Genomic DNA, 16,125 nt, shown 5'->3' with positions numbered 1-16,125 from the left:
CTAGGCAGGGCCACCGGCGAACTGCTTGAGCTCAACCCCGCTCTTCTGCAGGGCATGGCGGACACCGGCCGCAATCGACACCGCCGTGGGCGTGTCTCCATGCAGGCAGATCGTGTCGATGCGGGTCGGGATATGCTTGCCGCTTTCGGTGATGATCGCCCCGGCCTTGACCATCTCGACCATGCGCGCGGCGGCACGGTCAGGGTCGTGGATCACCGCGCCGGGCAGGCTGCGGTCGACCAGAGTGGCGTCATCGTTGTAGGCGCGATCGGCAAAGATCTCGCAGGCCACCGGACAGCCCAGTTCGCGCGCGGCGCGCTGCTGGGCGGTTCCGGCCAGAACCATGATGATCAGATCCGGAGCCACCGACAGCGCCGCCTCGTAGCATGCCCGCGCCATCGCCTGATCCTCGGATGCCATGTTAGCCAGCGCACCGTGCAGTTTCAGATGACGCACCTGCCCGCCGGTTGCCCGTGCCATCGCCTGCGCCGCACCGACCTGATAGCGGATCAGGTTCTGCAGCGACGGCAGGGGATAGTGCATCCGCTGACGCCCAAAGCCGTGCAGATCGGCAAAGCCGGGATGCGCGCCGATGCCCACGCCGTTTTCGACCGCCTGCGCCATCGTCGTGGCCATCACGTCCCAGTCGCCCGCATGAAACCCGCAGGCCACGTTGGCCGACGTCACGATCTTCAGCAGCGCCGCGTCATCGCCCATTTTCCAGGGGCCAAAGCTTTCGCCCATATCGGCGTTCAGATCGACTTGATGTGCCATGGCACAGGCTCCTTTTCTACAAAACGTCCTCTTCGCGGGCGATGGCGCCGCTGATCAGTTGATAGGATAGCAGGTCGGACATGCTGCGCGGATCGCGGATCAGCGGGCGTAGCGCCCGGGGTAGCGCGGCGCGGGCTTGCGCCGCGGCGCGCTCGGCAGTCACCGCTTCGTCCAGCGACACGAAACGGAACCGCAGGTCGGCCCCGGCCGGGGCCTGCGCCACCTTGGGCAGGTCGCAGGGCAGAACGGTGCCGATGCGGGGATAACCGCCGGTGGTCTGGCACTCGGCCAACAGCACGAAGGGCGTGCCGTCGCCGGTGACCTGGATGTCACCCGGCACGATGGTTTCCGACAGGACGCTGCGCCCGCCCGAGACATGAAAGCCCGGTCCGTCGCTTTCCAGCCGCACGCCCATGCGGTTGGCGCGCGCGTCCCGGCGGAACGTAGTGGTTTGCAGCCGCTCCAGAACGTCGCCGGCGAACAGGTCGGTCTGGAAACTGGCCACGATGCGGATTTCCCCGCCCGAGAACCGGTCCTCGGGGTCGAAGGTCATTCCGGTTGCACCGCCCGCGTCCGGGCCGATCGCCAGGCGGTCCCCCGCCTTCAGGACGGCTCCGATCCCAGCCGTCAGATGCGCCGAACAGGCGCCAAGAACCGGATCGCCCTGCACCCCGCCGCCGATGCTGACATAACCATAGCTGCCGGCCACGGCCGGCCCGATGCTGAGCCGGGCGCCCGCAGGCAGGAGGTGCGAGGCGTTCCAGACTGCGGTCGCGCCGTCGATCTGCGCCCGCATCCGCGCGCCAGTCAGGGCGATGCGCAGGTCCTGATCAGCCTGAAATTCGCCGCCCATACCGGCCATTTCCAGGGCGGCAAAACTGTCGGCCTGTCCCAGCAGCGCTGCGCCCTCGGCCAATGCAAGCCGGTCCACCGCACCACCGCGCGACAGGCCCATGTCCAGATACCCGGGTCGCCCCATGTCCTGCACCGTCAGGCCGGGCCCCGCGCGCAATATGGTCAGATGCGCGCTCATGCCAACGGCTCGCAACTGGCGCCGCCGCGCGGATCGCTGCGCATCCGCGCCAGCGTTTCCGGGTCGGTGGGGGTGAACTGCACCTCATCCCCGGGGCGCAGCAGGAAGGGTTGGGGCATATCAGGCTGGAACAAACGGATGGCGGTCTGGCCCACATGTTGCCATCCGGTCGGCGTGGTGACCGAGAACAGCACAAGCTGCCGCAGCGCCACCACCAGCGCGCCTTCGGGTACGCGCGGGGTCAACTCCTTTTGCCGGGGGATGTCCCAGGCGGGCGGCAACTCACCCAGATATGGCTGACCGGGAGCAAAGCCGATGGTCTGCACCCGTACCCGCGCCTCGGACAGCGACCGGACCGCCTCGGCCTCGGACAGGCCCGCCGCCTGCGCCGCCTGCCCCAGCTGCGGCGCCAGATCCGTGCCAAAGACGGTGGGCACCCGCCAGAACCTGCGCCCGCCGGGCAGGTCGGCAGCGTACCAGTCGCGCTGGTCCAGCAGCGCCTGCACCTGCCGGTGCAACGTGGCGTGCGTCAGATGCAGCGGATCGAACCGGACGAAGGCCGAGACCAGCGAGGACGAGGTTTCCTCAACCCCTGCCCAGCCCTCCGCCTCGAGCGCGGCGCGAAAGGCGAGCGCGGCCCGGTTGGCCGGTTCGCTGAGTGCGGCGGCAAAGCTGATCAACAGCCCGTCCACCCCGGCGGTTCGTATGATCGGAAAATCCTGCATCGCTCCCGTCACATCTGGTTCGGCAGATAGGTCACGATGCCAGGGAAAACCACGATGATCACCAGCGCCACGATCATCAGGAAGAAGAACGGCAGCGCCGCATGGGCCACCCGCAGGATGTCGCGCCCGGTCAGCGATTGCAGCACGAACAGGTTGAAGCCAACGGGCGGGGTGATCTGCGACATCTCGACCACGATCACCAGGAAGATCCCGAACCACAGCGGGTCGATCCCCGCCTGCATCACCATCGGCATGATCACCGAAGCCGTCAGCACCACAACCGAGATCCCGTCCAGAAAACACCCCATGATCACGAAGAACACGGTCAGCGCCGCCAGCAGCGTGAAGGTGGACAGGCCCAGCGACCCGATCCATTCCGCCAGAACACGCGGAATGCCGGTGAAGCCCATCGCCACGGTCAGGAACGAGGCCCCCGCCAAAATGAAGGCGATCATGCAAGAGGTCACCGTGGCCCCCATCAGCCCGTCGACGAAACTGGCCCGGGTCAACGTGCCCTCGCGCCAGGACAGCAGCAGCGCCAGCACCACGCCCACGGCGGCCGCATCGGTGGGCGAGGCGATCCCGGCATAGATCGAGCCGATCACACCGACGATCAGCAGGATCACCGGCACCAGTCGGCGCGAGCGACGCAGTTTTTCCGCGAAACTCGCCTGGATGTCCTCGGTGGGCAGGTTGGCGCGGTTGATCAGCGCCCAGATTGCGACATAGCCCACGAACAGCCCCACCAAAAGCAGTCCCGGCAGAACTCCGGCCACGAACAGACGGGCGATGGATTGCTCGGTCGCCACGCCATAGACGATCAGGATGATCGACGGCGGGATCAGCAGGCCCAGCGTGGCCGAGCCGGCCAGCGTGCCGATGATCATCTTCTCGGGATAGCCGCGGCGCGAGAGTTCCGGGATCGACAGCTTGCCGATCGTGGCCGCCGTGGCCGCCGACGACCCGGACACTGCCGCAAAGATCCCGCAGGCAAAGACGTTCACATGCAGCAACTGCCCCGGCAGCCGGTTCATCCAGGGCGACAGGCCGGTGAACATGTCTTCGGACAGGCGCGAGCGGAACAGGATCTCGCCCATCCAGATGAACAGCGGCAAGGCCGCCAACGCCCAGGAATTGCTGTGCCCCCACAAGGTGGTCGCCATGACCAGCCCCAGTGGCGCATCGGAGAACAGCGCCATCGCCGCGATCCCGACCCCCAGAAGCGAAAACGCCACCCATAGGCCCGACCCCAGAAAGGCGAACAGCAGAACAAGAAGAATGATGGAAAGCGTGGCAATCGACATCTGCTGGCCCTATTCGCTCAAAAGGTTTTCGCCCTTGCCGTCCCAGCTGGGCGCGCGGCCCGCCAGCAGGCCGACAAGTTCGTCGATCAGGGCAAGAGTCAGGATGGCCAGTCCTAGCAGGACCGGCATCTGCACGATCCACAACGGCACCGAGACCATGCCCGGGCTGCGGTCGCCATATTCCAGAGATTCCAGCACCAGCAAGCCCAGATAGCAGGTGGCATAGGCGCTCATGGCCAGGGCAATTGTCACCACGCAGACCTCGGTCAGGCGGCGCGGTCCCTTGGGCATTCGCCCGATCAGCAGCGTCACCCGGATATGCCCGCCGGCGCGCAGCGCATAGGCCAGCGCCAGAAAGCTGGATGCGGCCAGAAAGAATCCGGTGAAATCGGCATAGGACGGGATGGTCAGGCCCACGCCCTGCCCGGTCAACGCGGCCCAGATCTTGTCGGCCAAGTTCAACCCGACCTGCGCAAAGACCAGCACGACGATGGCCAGAATGAACAGCGCCGCCAATCCGCCGGCCGCACGATAGATGAAATCAAGACTGCGCCGCAGCATCGCCATCCCCTCCCCTTGTTGTCGAACCCGGCCGGACGTGTCGCGCCCGGCCGGGTCGGATCGTTTACTGCTGATAGGCCTGGAGCAACGCAGCGCCCGAGTCGCCGGCCTCGGCGGTCCAGTTCTCGAGCATCTGCGCACCGATCGCACGCAGGCCGGCCATCAGTTCTTCGGACGGCTGCACTACGGTGATGCCGTTTTCCTGCAGAACCACGGTCTGCTTGGCGGTCTCGGCCTGGCTCATCTCCCAGCCGCGAGCTTCGGCGGCGGCGGCAGCCTCCAACACGGCGGCTTGGGTTGCGTCATCCAGACGGCGGAAGGCGCGCTTGTTCACCACGACCACGTTTTTGGGAATCCAGGCCTGGATGTCGGTGTAGTGGGTCAGAAAGTCCCACGCCTTCGAATTCACCCCGGTCGAGGGCGAGGTGATCATCGCTTCGACCCGGCCGGTGCTGAAGGCCTGCGGAATATCCGGAACCTCGACCTGCGTGGGCGCGGCGCCCGCCAGGTTGGCGAATTCTTCCAGCGTGGCGTTGTAGGTGCGGAACTTCAGGCCCGCCAGGTCATCCACGCTGTTGATTTCCTTGGTGGTGTACAGGCCCTGCGGCGGCCACGGCACCGCGTACAGCACCATCATGCCTTGCTCGTCCAGCAGACCGTTGATCACGTCTTTCTGTGCCGCCCACAGCTTTTGGGCGTCGTCATAGTTGGTGGCCAGGAACGGCAGCGAGTCTGCGCCGAAGGCCGGGTTGTCATTGGCCAGCAACGACAGAAAAAACTCTCCGACGGGCACCTGGCCGCTGCGAACTGCCTTGCTGATCTCGGGGTGCTTGAACAGCGACCCGGCGGAATGGACCTTGATTTCAAGGGCGCCGTCGGTGGCCGCGGCCACGTCCTTGGCGAAGTCGTGGATGTTCACGGTATGGAAGGTGGCGTCCGGATAGGGCGTCGGCATGTCCCAGGTCTCGGCCTGCACCTGCATGGCCAACCCGGCCAGCGCGGCAACCGCGCCACCGGCAATTTTCATCATTTTCATTTTGGCTCTCCCTGCTTGAGTACTGGCGCAGAAGCTGACTCAACGTTTACGATTTGTCAACGTTTTGTTATTGTTCTGACGGAAACGCTTGAGAGTCCGAATGCTACAGCGTTGAAAATATGCGCCATTCATGCCAAAACGCTGATAAATCCTCAGCGTTTTGCAGATCAAGAGGCCCGACAATGTCCGATTCTCAACCCGACAACCGCCGCATCGTGTCATCCCGCCACCTAGCTGAGGGCGAGGGCTGGGAGCTGTCCGAACTCGAATTCGGCCTGATCATCGTCTACAACGCCTTTTCCCGCTGGATGACGCGCTGCATGGCGGCGGCCGGGCAGGCCGATCTGGGACCGCTCGACATCCTGATCCTGCACAACGTCAATCACCGCGGACGCGACAAGCGCCTGACCGACATCTGCTTTCTTCTGAACATCGAGGACAGCCACACCGTGAACTACGCCCTACGGAAACTGCTGAAGGCTGGGCTTCTGACGTCGGAAAAGCGCGGGAAAGAGGTGTTCTACCGCACCTCGCCCGAGGGCGTAGAGCTATGCGACGCCTACCGGAAAGTCCGCCAGCAATGCCTGCTGGAGGGGCTGTCAGCCACCGACCTGTCGGGCCCGGATCTGAGGGACCTGGCCCGCGACCTGCGGGCCCTGTCCGGCCACTATGACCAAGCCAGCCGCGCGGCGGCATCTTTGTAGCGCCTAAGCATCCGCCCACGCAGCATGATCGGTAAGAAAGAAAATGGTGCGGGTGGAGGGACTTGAACCCCCACGCCTTGCGGCGCCAGAACCTAAATCTGGTGCGTCTACCAATTTCGCCACACCCGCAACACGGCGCCGACGCGCCGAATGGAAGGGCTGATAACAAACCTTTTGGACAAGCGCGAGAGGAAATCTTGCCGTCTGCGGCGGAATATTGACCCCCGTTCGGAAACAATGGAAATGACCTAGGCGAGGGGAAGATCGACCCGCGCAACGGCGCCAGAATGTTTGGCATCCGGCTTCCCGGTTTATTTTTATCGCCAAATGGATTTCTTGACGCGGAAACCCGTCGTTTTCGGAGCGAAACAAAGCGCCATAATTGTTCTGTTTTTGGACACATTCCCAAATTTTCAAAAATTGCTAAATTCTCGCTGACGTTGTGGGTCGCATGGGGACGTCTCGACCACCCTCATCAACCCCACACTGAACCCATAGCAATTCGGTCCCTCCGCCCTCTGCCGTGGCGTGCACTCAACCTCTGATCTGGTTTTCTATTTTTCATCTATTTTACAAAACACTAGCTATCTGTCGAATTCATCACGACTAACCCAATCGCACGCCGAAACACACCCCTGATCCAAGCCCGGCAGTCTTGCCTGTTTTGGTTTATACATCCTGAAGTTGCGGCATTGTCATGTAACGGCCACCATAATTGCGCCACATTTCAAACGCCAAAATATCTCAATCACGTCAAAATAACACCGTGATGAAGGTAATTCTGTCTACCAAGGAGTTAATGAGTCTTTTTCGCCTTTTCGGCACCGTACGAGTTTTTTGCTCAACTCCAGTACAAGGGTCTCAGTCGTGACCGAACAGATCAACTCCGCTGCCACCGAGCAAGACGTCGTCTTTCTTGCAAGAGAAAGCTTTGTCGGCGAGCTCAAAAACCTCAACCAGCAATTCCCGAACACAGGTTTCGGCATTGCCCTGAAGACGCATGAGGGCAACGAATACCTGTTGGCAAATGCGCGAATGCCCCTTCCATCGGCCAAATCAAATGGGTTTCCGACCGGACGTCGGGTCGCGCGCCTGGACAATGGAACCCGGTTCAGCTCGATCGAAGTGCTGGCCGATTCGCGCGCCTTCGATACCATCTCGCCCGGAACCGAGGCCGAGATGCTGGGCAACGCTCTCGAACTGATCGCCCGGATCGACAGCTTTTCAGGCATGGCGCCTGCCAGTTTGACGGAATCCGGGCATACCCAAATCGCTGCAACCGGAACCGGAGGCTGAACATGGCCCGCAACGACCACCTTTTGTCTGTAGGAAACGAGGCATTGGCGCCGATGTCGGAAGCCATGTCCGCACTGACGACACAGATCGACCAACTGACAGAGGTGGCGGATGCGCGCTCGACTGCGCGGCTGGCCACGCTCAAGACCCGTATGGAAAACTTCACCGCCAGCGTCACTTTCGTCGGCCAGGTGAAGGCGGGCAAATCTTCGATCGTCAACATTCTGGCCGGTCGGCCCGGTCTGCTGCCGTCGGATGTGAACCCGTGGACCTCGGTCGTGACCACGCTGAACATCAACACCCGCATGCCCGGTGAATACAGATCCAAGTTCACGTTCTTCGAGCAGGAAGAATGGGACAATCTTATGGTCGGCGGTGGCCGTTTGGGCGAACTGGCCAATCGCGCAGGCGCCGACGACGAGATGGAGGACATCCGCCGTCAGATCGCGCAGATGAAGGCCAAGTCCGAGGAACGCCTTGGCAAGCATTTTGACCTGATCCTAGGCCAAAGCCACCAATACGATTACTTCGACGAAGAGCTGATCCAGCGCTATGTCTGCCTGGGTGACGAAGACGATCCGGACATCAACCCGAAAACGGGCCGGTTCGCCGACGTGACCAAAGCCGCGGAATTGTACATGGACATTCCGCAGTACCCGATCGCGCTGAAACTGTGCGACACGCCGGGCGTCAACGACACGTTCATGGTGCGCGAACAGATCACTCTGCGCAGCCTGCGCGGATCGGAGGTCTGCGTCGTGGTTCTGGCGGCAAGCCAGGCGCTGACCACTATGGACATGGCGCTGATGCGGATCATCGCGCAGTTCGAGAACCGGCAGATCGTCCTGTTCGTCAACCGGATCGACGAGCTGACCGACCCGGTCAAGCAAGTCCCCGAAATTCGCGACCGAATTCAGGATACACTCAAGCAAAACGGAATCGACACAAGCACCAGCGTTGTTTTCGGCAGTGCGTTGTGGGCCGAGGCCGCGCTGACCGGCAACCCGGACATTCTCACCGACGATTCCCGCCAGGCCCTCAACACGTTCTATCTGGCCGCCGGCTTTGGAGATCAGGCCGCATCGCTGGACAAGATCTGGGCCCTTTCTGGTCTGCCTGACCTGCTGTTGGCCATGAACGAACGTATCGCCCAAGGCGCAGGAACGCGTCTTTTGGACCGTGTCCGTCATCGCGCCCGCAACATCGCAAGTCAGATTCGCGCCACCTCGGTCGCCAAGAGCCTGTCGGGCGGAGACGGTGTTGTTCGCGATCTGGACGGCGTGTCACCTGAAGATGCGATCGCCACCGTCGCGGCCGAATATGACAAGAAAGCTGCCGCCCTGACGACGTCCCTGCGCGACAAGGTGTTGGAACGTTTGGCTTCGGCCGAGGCAAACTTCGTCAAACGTGCAACGGACTCGTTGATCGCGCATCTCGAGCAGAACGGCGAACAGGGCACCTGGCAATACGACCCGGCCGGGCTTCGCACCCTTCAGAAGGCCGCCTATTTCAGCTTTGCCCGCGCAATGCGCAAGGACGCCGGCGCGCTGTATTCCGCAGCCGCCGCGGATGTCGAGGCCCTGTATCAGAAGCTTCTGGGTAATCACTTGGGCGAATTCAGCATCGAGGCGCCCATTGTGCCGCGCGTACCGCCGCCATTGGGCATTGGCCGAACGATCGCGCTGGACCTTCAAAGCACATGGTGGCGACGCTGGTGGCAACGCCGGAAAGGGTTTGAAGCCTATGCGGCGGACTACACCCGCCTGATCGCATCAGAAGCCAATTCGATCACCAAGGATCTCGAAGAAACCCAGATCGCAGCCGTTCTGGAAAATGTTCGGGCCGTCCTGTCGGATTTCATGCGCGAGCAGCAGGAAACCCTTCTGAGCATCTCGCAATCCGCAGAAAAGGCACCGGGCACCGCCCCGGACCTGATGGCCGGACTGGAGCCGAAGAAATCTCGTGACGAAATCCTCGGCGACATCCTCAAAGACCTCAGCAACGAAGCAGCGTAAGAAAGCCATGGCAAAAGATTCACAAATCCGCTTCGTCTCTCCTCGGGCATGGGAACGCATCGAGCAGTGGTCCCGCCGCAAACCGGTTTTTGCGCTGATGGGAGAGTTCAGCGCCGGAAAGTCCACGCTCATGAACTTCCTGCTGCGCAAGCAGGCCCTACCGACGCAGGTGACGGCCACCCAGCTGCCGCCGGTCTGGTTCAGTTGGGGCAACAAACCGGCTTACGTTCAGCGCCATGACGGGACCACTTCTCCGATTGGTTTGGACGAATTGGACAAGGTGGGCGTCAACGACGCGCAATTCATCCGCATCTATCTTGAAGCGGACATTCTCGAGGCCGTCGACCTGATCGACACGCCCGGCATTTCAGACCCCAAAATTCAGGCCGATGTCTGGCGCCGTGCGGTGGGTCAGGCCAACGGGGTGCTGTGGTGTACCCACTCGACCCAAGCCTGGCGTGAGACCGAACGCGCCACGTGGGTTTCGTTGCCTGAACGGCTTCAGCACAACTCGCTTCTGTTGGTCACGCGCGCGGACGCATTGGATCTGAAAGACCGCCAGAAAGTGCTGCGCCGCATCAACCGCGAAGCGGGGCACCTGTTCAATCGGACAATCCTGTTTTCCGCCCGTGACGCGATCATCGCGCGTGACAAAACGGGCGACGCCGAGCTGTGGTCGCGCAGCGGCGGCGGCAAGATGATCGACAGCTTTCTTGAGATCACCGAGCAGATCATGGACAGCCGTGCGGAAAAGCTTGCCCGCTACCAGATCGACAAAAGCCTCGCCGGCACGCCCCCGGTTCAACCGGTGCGGCCCGAACGATCCGATCGCCAGACCGCAGCCGAAGAGCCCGCGCCTTTCAAATTGACCAACCCGCTGGATCAGGATGATGGATTCGAGGCGGTCCGGAACTCGGACGATGTGATCGCAACCTTCCCGGTTCGACCGGCCCGAGTGGAGCGCCGCGGTGAGTCAACCGAACGCGAGCGGATCAACCCGGATGACGCCGACCGTTTGCGCGCCGAAATGACGCCGGTGCCCGATGACGATTTGCGAGCCCTGTTCCGGGACGAGGATGAGGATCGGCTCAGCGTCGCGGCAGCTTCGACTGCGGTGACTCCGCTGGACGACGAAGACTTTGACGATATCGATGACGATACGCTCGACGTCGAGGACGACGAAATGCTGGTCGCAGACGCCGATGACCAGACCAACGATCAGGGTGCCCAGGACGAAGACCTGCTGGCCACGCTGTCAGAACGTTTGGTCGGCGAGTCCCCCGCGCCGGCGACGGACGATCAGGACGAGACCCCGGCACCCAGTGTCGAAGACTCGGTCTCGTCCATCGCTTCGCTGTTGTCCCAGCAACAGGGTGACGATGCCACGACCTATGAACCTGAGCCGGAATCGAACGGCCTGATTGCGGCCCAGACCCCGGAAGACCAGGAACCCGAAGCGCCTTGTGAGCAGGCCGGCGAAGGCGAAACCTCGCTGGAACACCTTTTGAGCGTGCCGGCAGGAGCTCCGCTCAGCGCGGCGGCGATGTGGCGCGAAATCGCGGCGAGCGAAGAAATTCCCCAAGACGTGGACGGGCTGCACGCCGTGTTCCAGGCCTTTCTTGAGGAGTTCGACAAGATCGCTCACGAGCACACCGGGCGCGACGAACAGGACAGGATTCAACCGGTGCCAAATCCGAAAGACAGGGCGGAGTGGCATGTGTTGTAACCGGGCCGCAAGGGACACGCGGGAAACGATAAACCGTTTCCCGTCCCGAACGGCAATGCTACTCAGCGGCGCGACGGTTTCGAACCGCTGCGCCTTTGGGCTTAATAAGGGATAACAGAGCTTTAGATGACGATTGACGCCGCATTGACCACCGCCATGGAGACCATTCCCGACTGCATCGCAGCGGGATATGTCGACATGGAAACGGGCATGCTTCTGGGCATGTCGGCAACCGGGACCGAGGATGGCGCAGCCTTGGAAACCCTCGCCGTTGCGGTGGCAAATCTGTTTCAGGGCCGGGGCGTTCAAGCATTCGAAGCGCTGTTGGCCTCGGCCGGACTACAGGATCCGGAGAACCCGGGATTTGGGGAAATCTCGGTGTTTTCGAACGACCGGCTGCACATCTTCATGCGGACCCGGGCCTATCCGGAACACGTGGTATGCTACATCTGCCGCGACAGCGCGAATATCGGGCTGACGCTTACGAAATCACATCTCAGCCTGGGGCCGGTAGCGGCCGCAGTTTAGACGGGACCAGAGGGGGTCACGGCATGATGGCGACAGACATAATCGACATGCTCGAAAACATCGGGCGGTCTGCGACGCCCCGTTTGTCGCCGGCCGTTCGGTTGACCGGGGACACGGCCGAGGCCCGTCGGGCCAGCATACTGAACCTGATCCGGGGAACGGTTCTTCCAAGACGCTTGGAGTTCAACACCCAGAACGGAACGATCCTGGCGATCGAGGTGAACAGCTCACGGATCACGGATGTTTATTCGGCGAGCACCGGCGCCCTTCCGGATTTCGAAACCGAACCGCGCGAAGCACTGATCGAAAAGCTGGCGCGGCTCGTGTCCGACCTGGCAGCGATCGCCCCTCCGATCGAAGTGGTGTCTCTGAAACCGGACGGGCCGCTGGAGGCGGATGACGTCGGCATCACTTTCAGCGAGATGCAGAAAGCCTGTGCCGAGCTCGTTCTGCCGTCAGAGCCGCGGGTTTCGGTTGTCCCGGATCCCGTCGAGGACACGAAAGAGCAGGACAGCGCTGAAAGTGCAGAACTCAGTGTAGCCGCGGCTTTCTTCGACGGCGCCGAGCGGTTCGCCATGGGACGTCTGCTGACAAGTGCCGAGGGGGCGACCCACCAGTTCGATGGCCTGTGCGCCGATGGCCAGCCTCTTCACCCTTCGGATGATCTGTTGACCCGGTTCGCACAGGACCTGGCGGGATGGGATGCGGACAATGCCGGGCTGCTCGAACAGCCGCAACTGATCGTCATGCGGCCGTCAGGTGGCAAGGGCGCGGGTGTCGCTCTGGTCCGGGATGGTCGCAATACAGCCGCCGCCGTACATGACGCGCGCAAGCTGGGTGCCGTCGTCAACCTGTGGAAATCTCTGCGGGAGTCGGTCTGATGACACCGCTTTCGCGACAGTTGAAGTTAAGTTTTAAGCAAATCTTGGGTACCAGTTTTTAGGGTAGTGTTATGAGTGAAACCAACCGCCGGGAATTGATCCGGATCGCCAGCGAAATGAAAGAGGTGAGCAATGACGAGACCTGTCAGTTCATCTCTCGCATCGTTGACGATCTCAGCGGCCTGAAACCATCGATTGCATTCGTCGGGCAGATCAAGGCCGGGAAGTCCCGTCTGATCAACGGCTTTACGGGACAGGCAGAATTTCTGCCGTCGGACGTGAACCCGTGGACGACCGTGATCACCGACATGCATTTCGGTCATCCCTCCGGGCGCACATCGGGGGCCGAATTCCATTTCTTCGACAACCGCCAATGGCAGGCGCTGATCGCCGAAGGCGAAGAACTGCGCAACATGTTCCCCGACGATGAGGACAGCTATAAGCGCGAGATGATCGAGGAGCAGGTCGAGGCGATGAAAACCCGCGCTCGTCTGCGCCTGGGTGACAGTTTCGAACAGCTGATGGGTCAGCATCACGACCTCGAAGAACTGACGTCGGATGATCTTGCCCGTTATGTCTGTGCCGGGGATGATCCGACCGACGAAGCCGAACATGATCCGGGCTCGGACCGGGGTTTGTACAGCGACATCACCCGCAAGGCCGAGGTGTATTTCGATCTTGGACACTTCCCGTTCCCGCTGACCGTGACCGACACGCCCGGCGTCAATGATCCGCTGTTGATCCGCGAAGAGATCTCGCGCCAGTACCTCAAGGAATCCGACTTTTTCGTCGTGGTTCTGTCCGCGCACCAGGCCCTGTCGCGCGCCGATTTGAAACTGTTCCGGCTGATGCAGGCGCTTGAGCTGGGTCAGATCGTGGTCTTCATCAACCGGGTCGACGAATTGGGCGGCGGTGCGGAAGACGCGGCGAAAGTACGCGCCGACGTTTTGGACGGGTTGGAAAAGGCGCTGGGGAAGTCCAGCATCGACGTTCTGATGGGCAGTGCTCAGTGGGCGCATTACGCGCTGACCGGGGACGAAACCGGCGTCAACCACGATCACATCCTCGCCTGGCTACGGGCGCATCCCGAACAGATGAAGCAGTACCTTGCGGGCGTCGAAGAGATCAAACGCGGTCCTGGCCCGATCAGCCGCGAGGCGGTTCTGCGGTATGCTGCGATGATCGCCTCGGGCTTGCCTGACCTGCGCCGGCATGTCACCACCGCGCTGACTGACGGCCCGCGCAACGAACAACTGCGTATGGCATGGCAACATCTGAACGGCTTTGCCCAGGGTGAGCTGGAGCGCAGCAAGGCCCGCCTCCGCGCGCTGGAAGAAGATGGACAACCTTCGGACGATGCGGCTGGCGAGAATGACAAGACCCTCGCCGAGTTGCGCAAGCTGGTATCGGACAAAACCGCAGAAATCACCCGCGACATGGATGATGTTCTGGCAAACTTGCGTGGTGTGATGGATGACACCGTGGCCGAAGCCGTCGTATCGGTTGTGCGCGGACCCGACGGGCAATCCCCGTTGCTTGCCAAAGGTGGCGCAACCGAACTGAACTTTACACCGTTGCGCGAACGCATGCGCGAACTGGTGCAGGGTGCGACTCAGGTCATTCGCCAGCGGATGCTCAGCGAACTCTATGCCATCGACATGCAGGCCAACGCGTCTCTGCGGTCCCTGCCGGGCTGGCAGGAGCCGACCGACAGCCGTATGAACACCAGTGCCGTGCGCTGGTTCCGTCCGGATACCACCGCATTGACCCGAGGGATTACGGTCGAGTTGCGGGTGAACTGGTTGTCGCGTCTGATTTCGCGGAAATCCGTCGTCTCTCGCGCCGAGCGCATGATCGTGCAGGAATTCGAGATGATCGGAGACGATCTGATCGATACCGCGCGTGAGAACCTGCTGGAGCGCCTGAATACCGCTCTGGACCATTTCCTGGCCCTGCTCGCCGGGCATCTTGAAAACCGCACCGCGACGGGCGAGACATGTGAGCGCACCCAGGCGCAGGTCGATTTCGACCGCGCACGCCGGATCGCGGACGAATTGCAATCGACCTTTGGCGCTGAACACAGCGACGAACGACAAGCGGAGGCCGCCGAGTGATTGAATTTCCCGGAACCGAGACGGAAGTGCGTCAGCTTGACCGTTTTCTGACCGCAACCGAACGCCTTCCGTCCACGCCCGAGTTGGACGGCATGCGCGCGCGGGCACAGTCCCACGCCGAGCGGTTGTCAAACGCGGTCTCAATCGGTTTTGCAGGGGAATTCGGCGCCGGGAAGTCCAGTCTCGCCAACATGCTCGCCGGAGCTGACATCCTGCCCACGGGTCCGCAACATCTGAAATTGCCTCTGGTGATTGTCACCTATGCGGACACGCCTGAAACGACCGTTGGGTGGTGGGACCGCGAGCCAAAGGTTTATTCCGGCATCGCCCTGGAAAAGGCCGCGGCCGACAATCCTGATTTTATCTCGGTGGGGCTGAACACCCCTGCCCTGCGCGAAATCTCGTTGTTCGACCTGCCCGGCTCCGGTGCGCTGGACGACACTTACAAACAAACGCTTGATTTGTTGAAATTCGTCGATTGCGCCATCTGGTGCACGAACGGAACCAACGCTTGGCGCGAGACCGAACGCCATTTGTGGGCACAAGTCCCGCAAAACCTGCGCGACAACAGCTTGCTAGCCGTCACTCACACGGACCTGCCCCCTGTCCGCGACGCCCTCGATCGCGTTCTGTCGCGGTTGGAGAAGGAGAAGTCGGGCATGTTCCGCGCGATCGTACCGATCGGGACACCAGTTGCCGTTCGCGCCATGGCGCAAGAGCCGGAACCGGACTTCGCCTTGTGGGAAACCTGCGGCGGCCAGAACCTTGCGGAGAAGGTGCTTGAAATTGCGTCGCATCGCCGCCGAACGGATCTGGAGGCCGCACGGCAGGACCTTGCCGCGGACTTCCTGCCGTTCTTGGAGACCTTGACCGGCGCGGGCGAAGCCGCAGCCTCGGACACCAGAACGGTACAGCCCAGTCTGGAATCTGCGCTGCCGCCGCTGGACAACCCGATCCTCGAAGACTGGCTGGCGGCGATCGCCAGCATTTACGAAGACCTGCGCGACAGTTCGGACATCGAACCGGCCGCCTTCCTGCAAAGCTGTCAGGAAATTGTCGAGGATTTTGCTGAACGCTTGGAAAACGGGTCCGAGATCGATCCCGAAGCCGACTGGATTCCGGGCGAGTTCGAAAAGGCCACCGACCTGCTTCTGCTGCTTCAATTCGAGAGCGGCGAAGGGCCACTCAAGGATGCGATCAGCATACTGGCGCAGCTCAGCGACAACCTAGCGTGGGCCGGCAGCACGGTCGCTTCGGCCCCTCCGAAGACCGGAACCTGAGTCATTCCCGCAAAGATTGAGCCGCGGCGCGGCGAATCGTTGACACTGGAATCATGATTCCATTGTTTCGAATCCGTGGACCATGGGTCGTCTGGCGCCCGGACTGAATCCTTTTTGTTCGCCGGGAAACACTACATATATGTACTCT

Annotated in this window: 14 protein-coding genes and 1 tRNA gene; 8 read left to right on the top strand and 7 right to left on the bottom strand. The window is 61.9% G+C overall.

Features of this window, described 5'->3' with window-relative positions; genetic code table 11:
• The 6 genes from ACR0CU_RS14130 to ACR0CU_RS14105 all read right to left on the bottom strand — a co-directional run bounded on the left by ACR0CU_RS14130 (window position 1) and on the right by ACR0CU_RS14105 (window position 5,433).
• Complete coding sequence (locus ACR0CU_RS14130; protein WP_170448010.1) at window positions 1-774, bottom strand: LamB/YcsF family protein; 774 nt, start codon at window positions 772-774, stop codon at window positions 1-3.
• 16 nt (window positions 775-790) lie between these two features.
• Complete coding sequence (locus tag ACR0CU_RS14125; protein ID WP_170448007.1) at window positions 791-1,807, bottom strand: 5-oxoprolinase subunit C family protein; 1,017 nt, start codon at window positions 1,805-1,807, stop codon at window positions 791-793.
• Window positions 1,804-2,532 (bottom strand): 5-oxoprolinase subunit B family protein, encoded by a 729-nt coding sequence (locus ACR0CU_RS14120; protein ID WP_170448005.1) that lies wholly within the window; start codon window positions 2,530-2,532, stop codon window positions 1,804-1,806. Before ACR0CU_RS14120 ends, ACR0CU_RS14125 begins: the two co-directional genes overlap by 4 nt.
• A gap of 8 nt (window positions 2,533-2,540) precedes the next feature.
• Window positions 2,541-3,836 carry a TRAP transporter large permease gene (locus ACR0CU_RS14115; protein ID WP_170371804.1) on the bottom strand — a complete coding sequence of 432 codons (1,296 nt, stop codon included), beginning with the start codon at window positions 3,834-3,836 and terminating at the stop codon, window positions 2,541-2,543.
• Between the two features lie 9 nt (window positions 3,837-3,845).
• Window positions 3,846-4,397, bottom strand: coding sequence for a TRAP transporter small permease (locus ACR0CU_RS14110; protein WP_480643289.1), 552 nt, complete (start codon window positions 4,395-4,397; stop codon window positions 3,846-3,848).
• 64 nt (window positions 4,398-4,461) lie between these two features.
• On the bottom strand, window positions 4,462-5,433 hold the full coding sequence (locus tag ACR0CU_RS14105) for a TRAP transporter substrate-binding protein (protein ID WP_480643287.1): 972 nt from the start codon (window positions 5,431-5,433) through the stop codon (window positions 4,462-4,464).
• Window positions 5,434-5,615: 182 nt separating this feature from the next.
• Here ACR0CU_RS14105 and ACR0CU_RS14100 point away from each other — a divergent pair, with 182 nt between their 5' ends.
• On the top strand, window positions 5,616-6,137 hold the full coding sequence (locus tag ACR0CU_RS14100) for a winged helix DNA-binding protein (protein ID WP_480643285.1): 522 nt from the start codon (window positions 5,616-5,618) through the stop codon (window positions 6,135-6,137).
• 44 nt (window positions 6,138-6,181) lie between these two features.
• Here the strand turns inward: ACR0CU_RS14100 and ACR0CU_RS14095 are convergent.
• Window positions 6,182-6,266 (bottom strand) — tRNA-Leu (locus tag ACR0CU_RS14095).
• 738 nt (window positions 6,267-7,004) lie between these two features.
• Here ACR0CU_RS14095 and ACR0CU_RS14090 point away from each other — a divergent pair.
• The 7 genes from ACR0CU_RS14090 to ACR0CU_RS14060 all read left to right on the top strand — a co-directional run bounded on the left by ACR0CU_RS14090 (window position 7,005) and on the right by ACR0CU_RS14060 (window position 15,977).
• On the top strand, window positions 7,005-7,433 hold the full coding sequence (locus ACR0CU_RS14090; RefSeq protein ID WP_093963272.1) for a hypothetical protein: 429 nt from the start codon (window positions 7,005-7,007) through the stop codon (window positions 7,431-7,433).
• A 2-nt stretch (window positions 7,434-7,435) separates the two neighbouring features.
• On the top strand, window positions 7,436-9,448 hold the full coding sequence (locus ACR0CU_RS14085) for a dynamin family protein (protein WP_170365740.1): 2,013 nt from the start codon (window positions 7,436-7,438) through the stop codon (window positions 9,446-9,448).
• Window positions 9,449-9,455: 7 nt separating this feature from the next.
• A complete protein-coding gene (locus ACR0CU_RS14080; protein WP_170448000.1) occupies window positions 9,456-11,174 on the top strand; it encodes a dynamin family protein in 1,719 nt (572 codons plus the stop codon).
• A 126-nt stretch (window positions 11,175-11,300) separates the two neighbouring features.
• Window positions 11,301-11,702 carry a hypothetical protein gene (locus ACR0CU_RS14075; protein WP_170365737.1) on the top strand — a complete coding sequence of 134 codons (402 nt, stop codon included), beginning with the start codon at window positions 11,301-11,303 and terminating at the stop codon, window positions 11,700-11,702.
• A 23-nt stretch (window positions 11,703-11,725) separates the two neighbouring features.
• Window positions 11,726-12,583: a hypothetical protein gene (locus ACR0CU_RS14070; RefSeq protein ID WP_170447997.1), complete on the top strand. Its 858-nt coding sequence runs from the start codon at window positions 11,726-11,728 to the stop codon at window positions 12,581-12,583.
• A gap of 71 nt (window positions 12,584-12,654) precedes the next feature.
• Window positions 12,655-14,697, top strand: a complete 2,043-nt coding sequence (locus ACR0CU_RS14065) for a dynamin family protein (RefSeq protein WP_170365735.1) — start codon at window positions 12,655-12,657, stop codon at window positions 14,695-14,697.
• Window positions 14,694-15,977, top strand: coding sequence for a dynamin family protein (locus ACR0CU_RS14060; protein WP_170441267.1), 1,284 nt, complete (start codon window positions 14,694-14,696; stop codon window positions 15,975-15,977). The genes ACR0CU_RS14065 and ACR0CU_RS14060 overlap by 4 nt, the downstream gene beginning before the upstream one ends.
• Window positions 15,978-16,125: the final 148 nt, after the last annotated feature.

The organism is Ruegeria sp. BC2 (genome assembly GCF_056539245.1).
The sequence above is the reverse complement of the archived record's forward strand: the minus strand, read 5'-3'. Positions and strand labels throughout refer to the sequence as shown.

Coding starts and splice junctions, on each gene's coding strand:
- ACR0CU_RS14130 (WP_170448010.1), bottom strand. CDS start 774: ATGGCACATCAAGTCGATCTGAACGCCGATATGGGCGAAAGCTTTGGC.
- ACR0CU_RS14125 (WP_170448007.1), bottom strand. CDS start 1,807: ATGAGCGCGCATCTGACCATATTGCGCGCGGGGCCCGGCCTGACGGTG.
- ACR0CU_RS14120 (WP_170448005.1), bottom strand. CDS start 2,532: ATGCAGGATTTTCCGATCATACGAACCGCCGGGGTGGACGGGCTGTTG.
- ACR0CU_RS14115 (WP_170371804.1), bottom strand. CDS start 3,836: ATGTCGATTGCCACGCTTTCCATCATTCTTCTTGTTCTGCTGTTCGCC.
- ACR0CU_RS14110 (WP_480643289.1), bottom strand. CDS start 4,397: ATGCTGCGGCGCAGTCTTGATTTCATCTATCGTGCGGCCGGCGGATTG.
- ACR0CU_RS14105 (WP_480643287.1), bottom strand. CDS start 5,433: ATGAAAATGATGAAAATTGCCGGTGGCGCGGTTGCCGCGCTGGCCGGG.
- ACR0CU_RS14100 (WP_480643285.1), top strand. CDS start 5,616: ATGTCCGATTCTCAACCCGACAACCGCCGCATCGTGTCATCCCGCCAC.
- ACR0CU_RS14085 (WP_170365740.1), top strand. CDS start 7,436: ATGGCCCGCAACGACCACCTTTTGTCTGTAGGAAACGAGGCATTGGCG.
- ACR0CU_RS14080 (WP_170448000.1), top strand. CDS start 9,456: ATGGCAAAAGATTCACAAATCCGCTTCGTCTCTCCTCGGGCATGGGAA.
- ACR0CU_RS14075 (WP_170365737.1), top strand. CDS start 11,301: ATGACGATTGACGCCGCATTGACCACCGCCATGGAGACCATTCCCGAC.
- ACR0CU_RS14070 (WP_170447997.1), top strand. CDS start 11,726: ATGATGGCGACAGACATAATCGACATGCTCGAAAACATCGGGCGGTCT.
- ACR0CU_RS14065 (WP_170365735.1), top strand. CDS start 12,655: ATGAGTGAAACCAACCGCCGGGAATTGATCCGGATCGCCAGCGAAATG.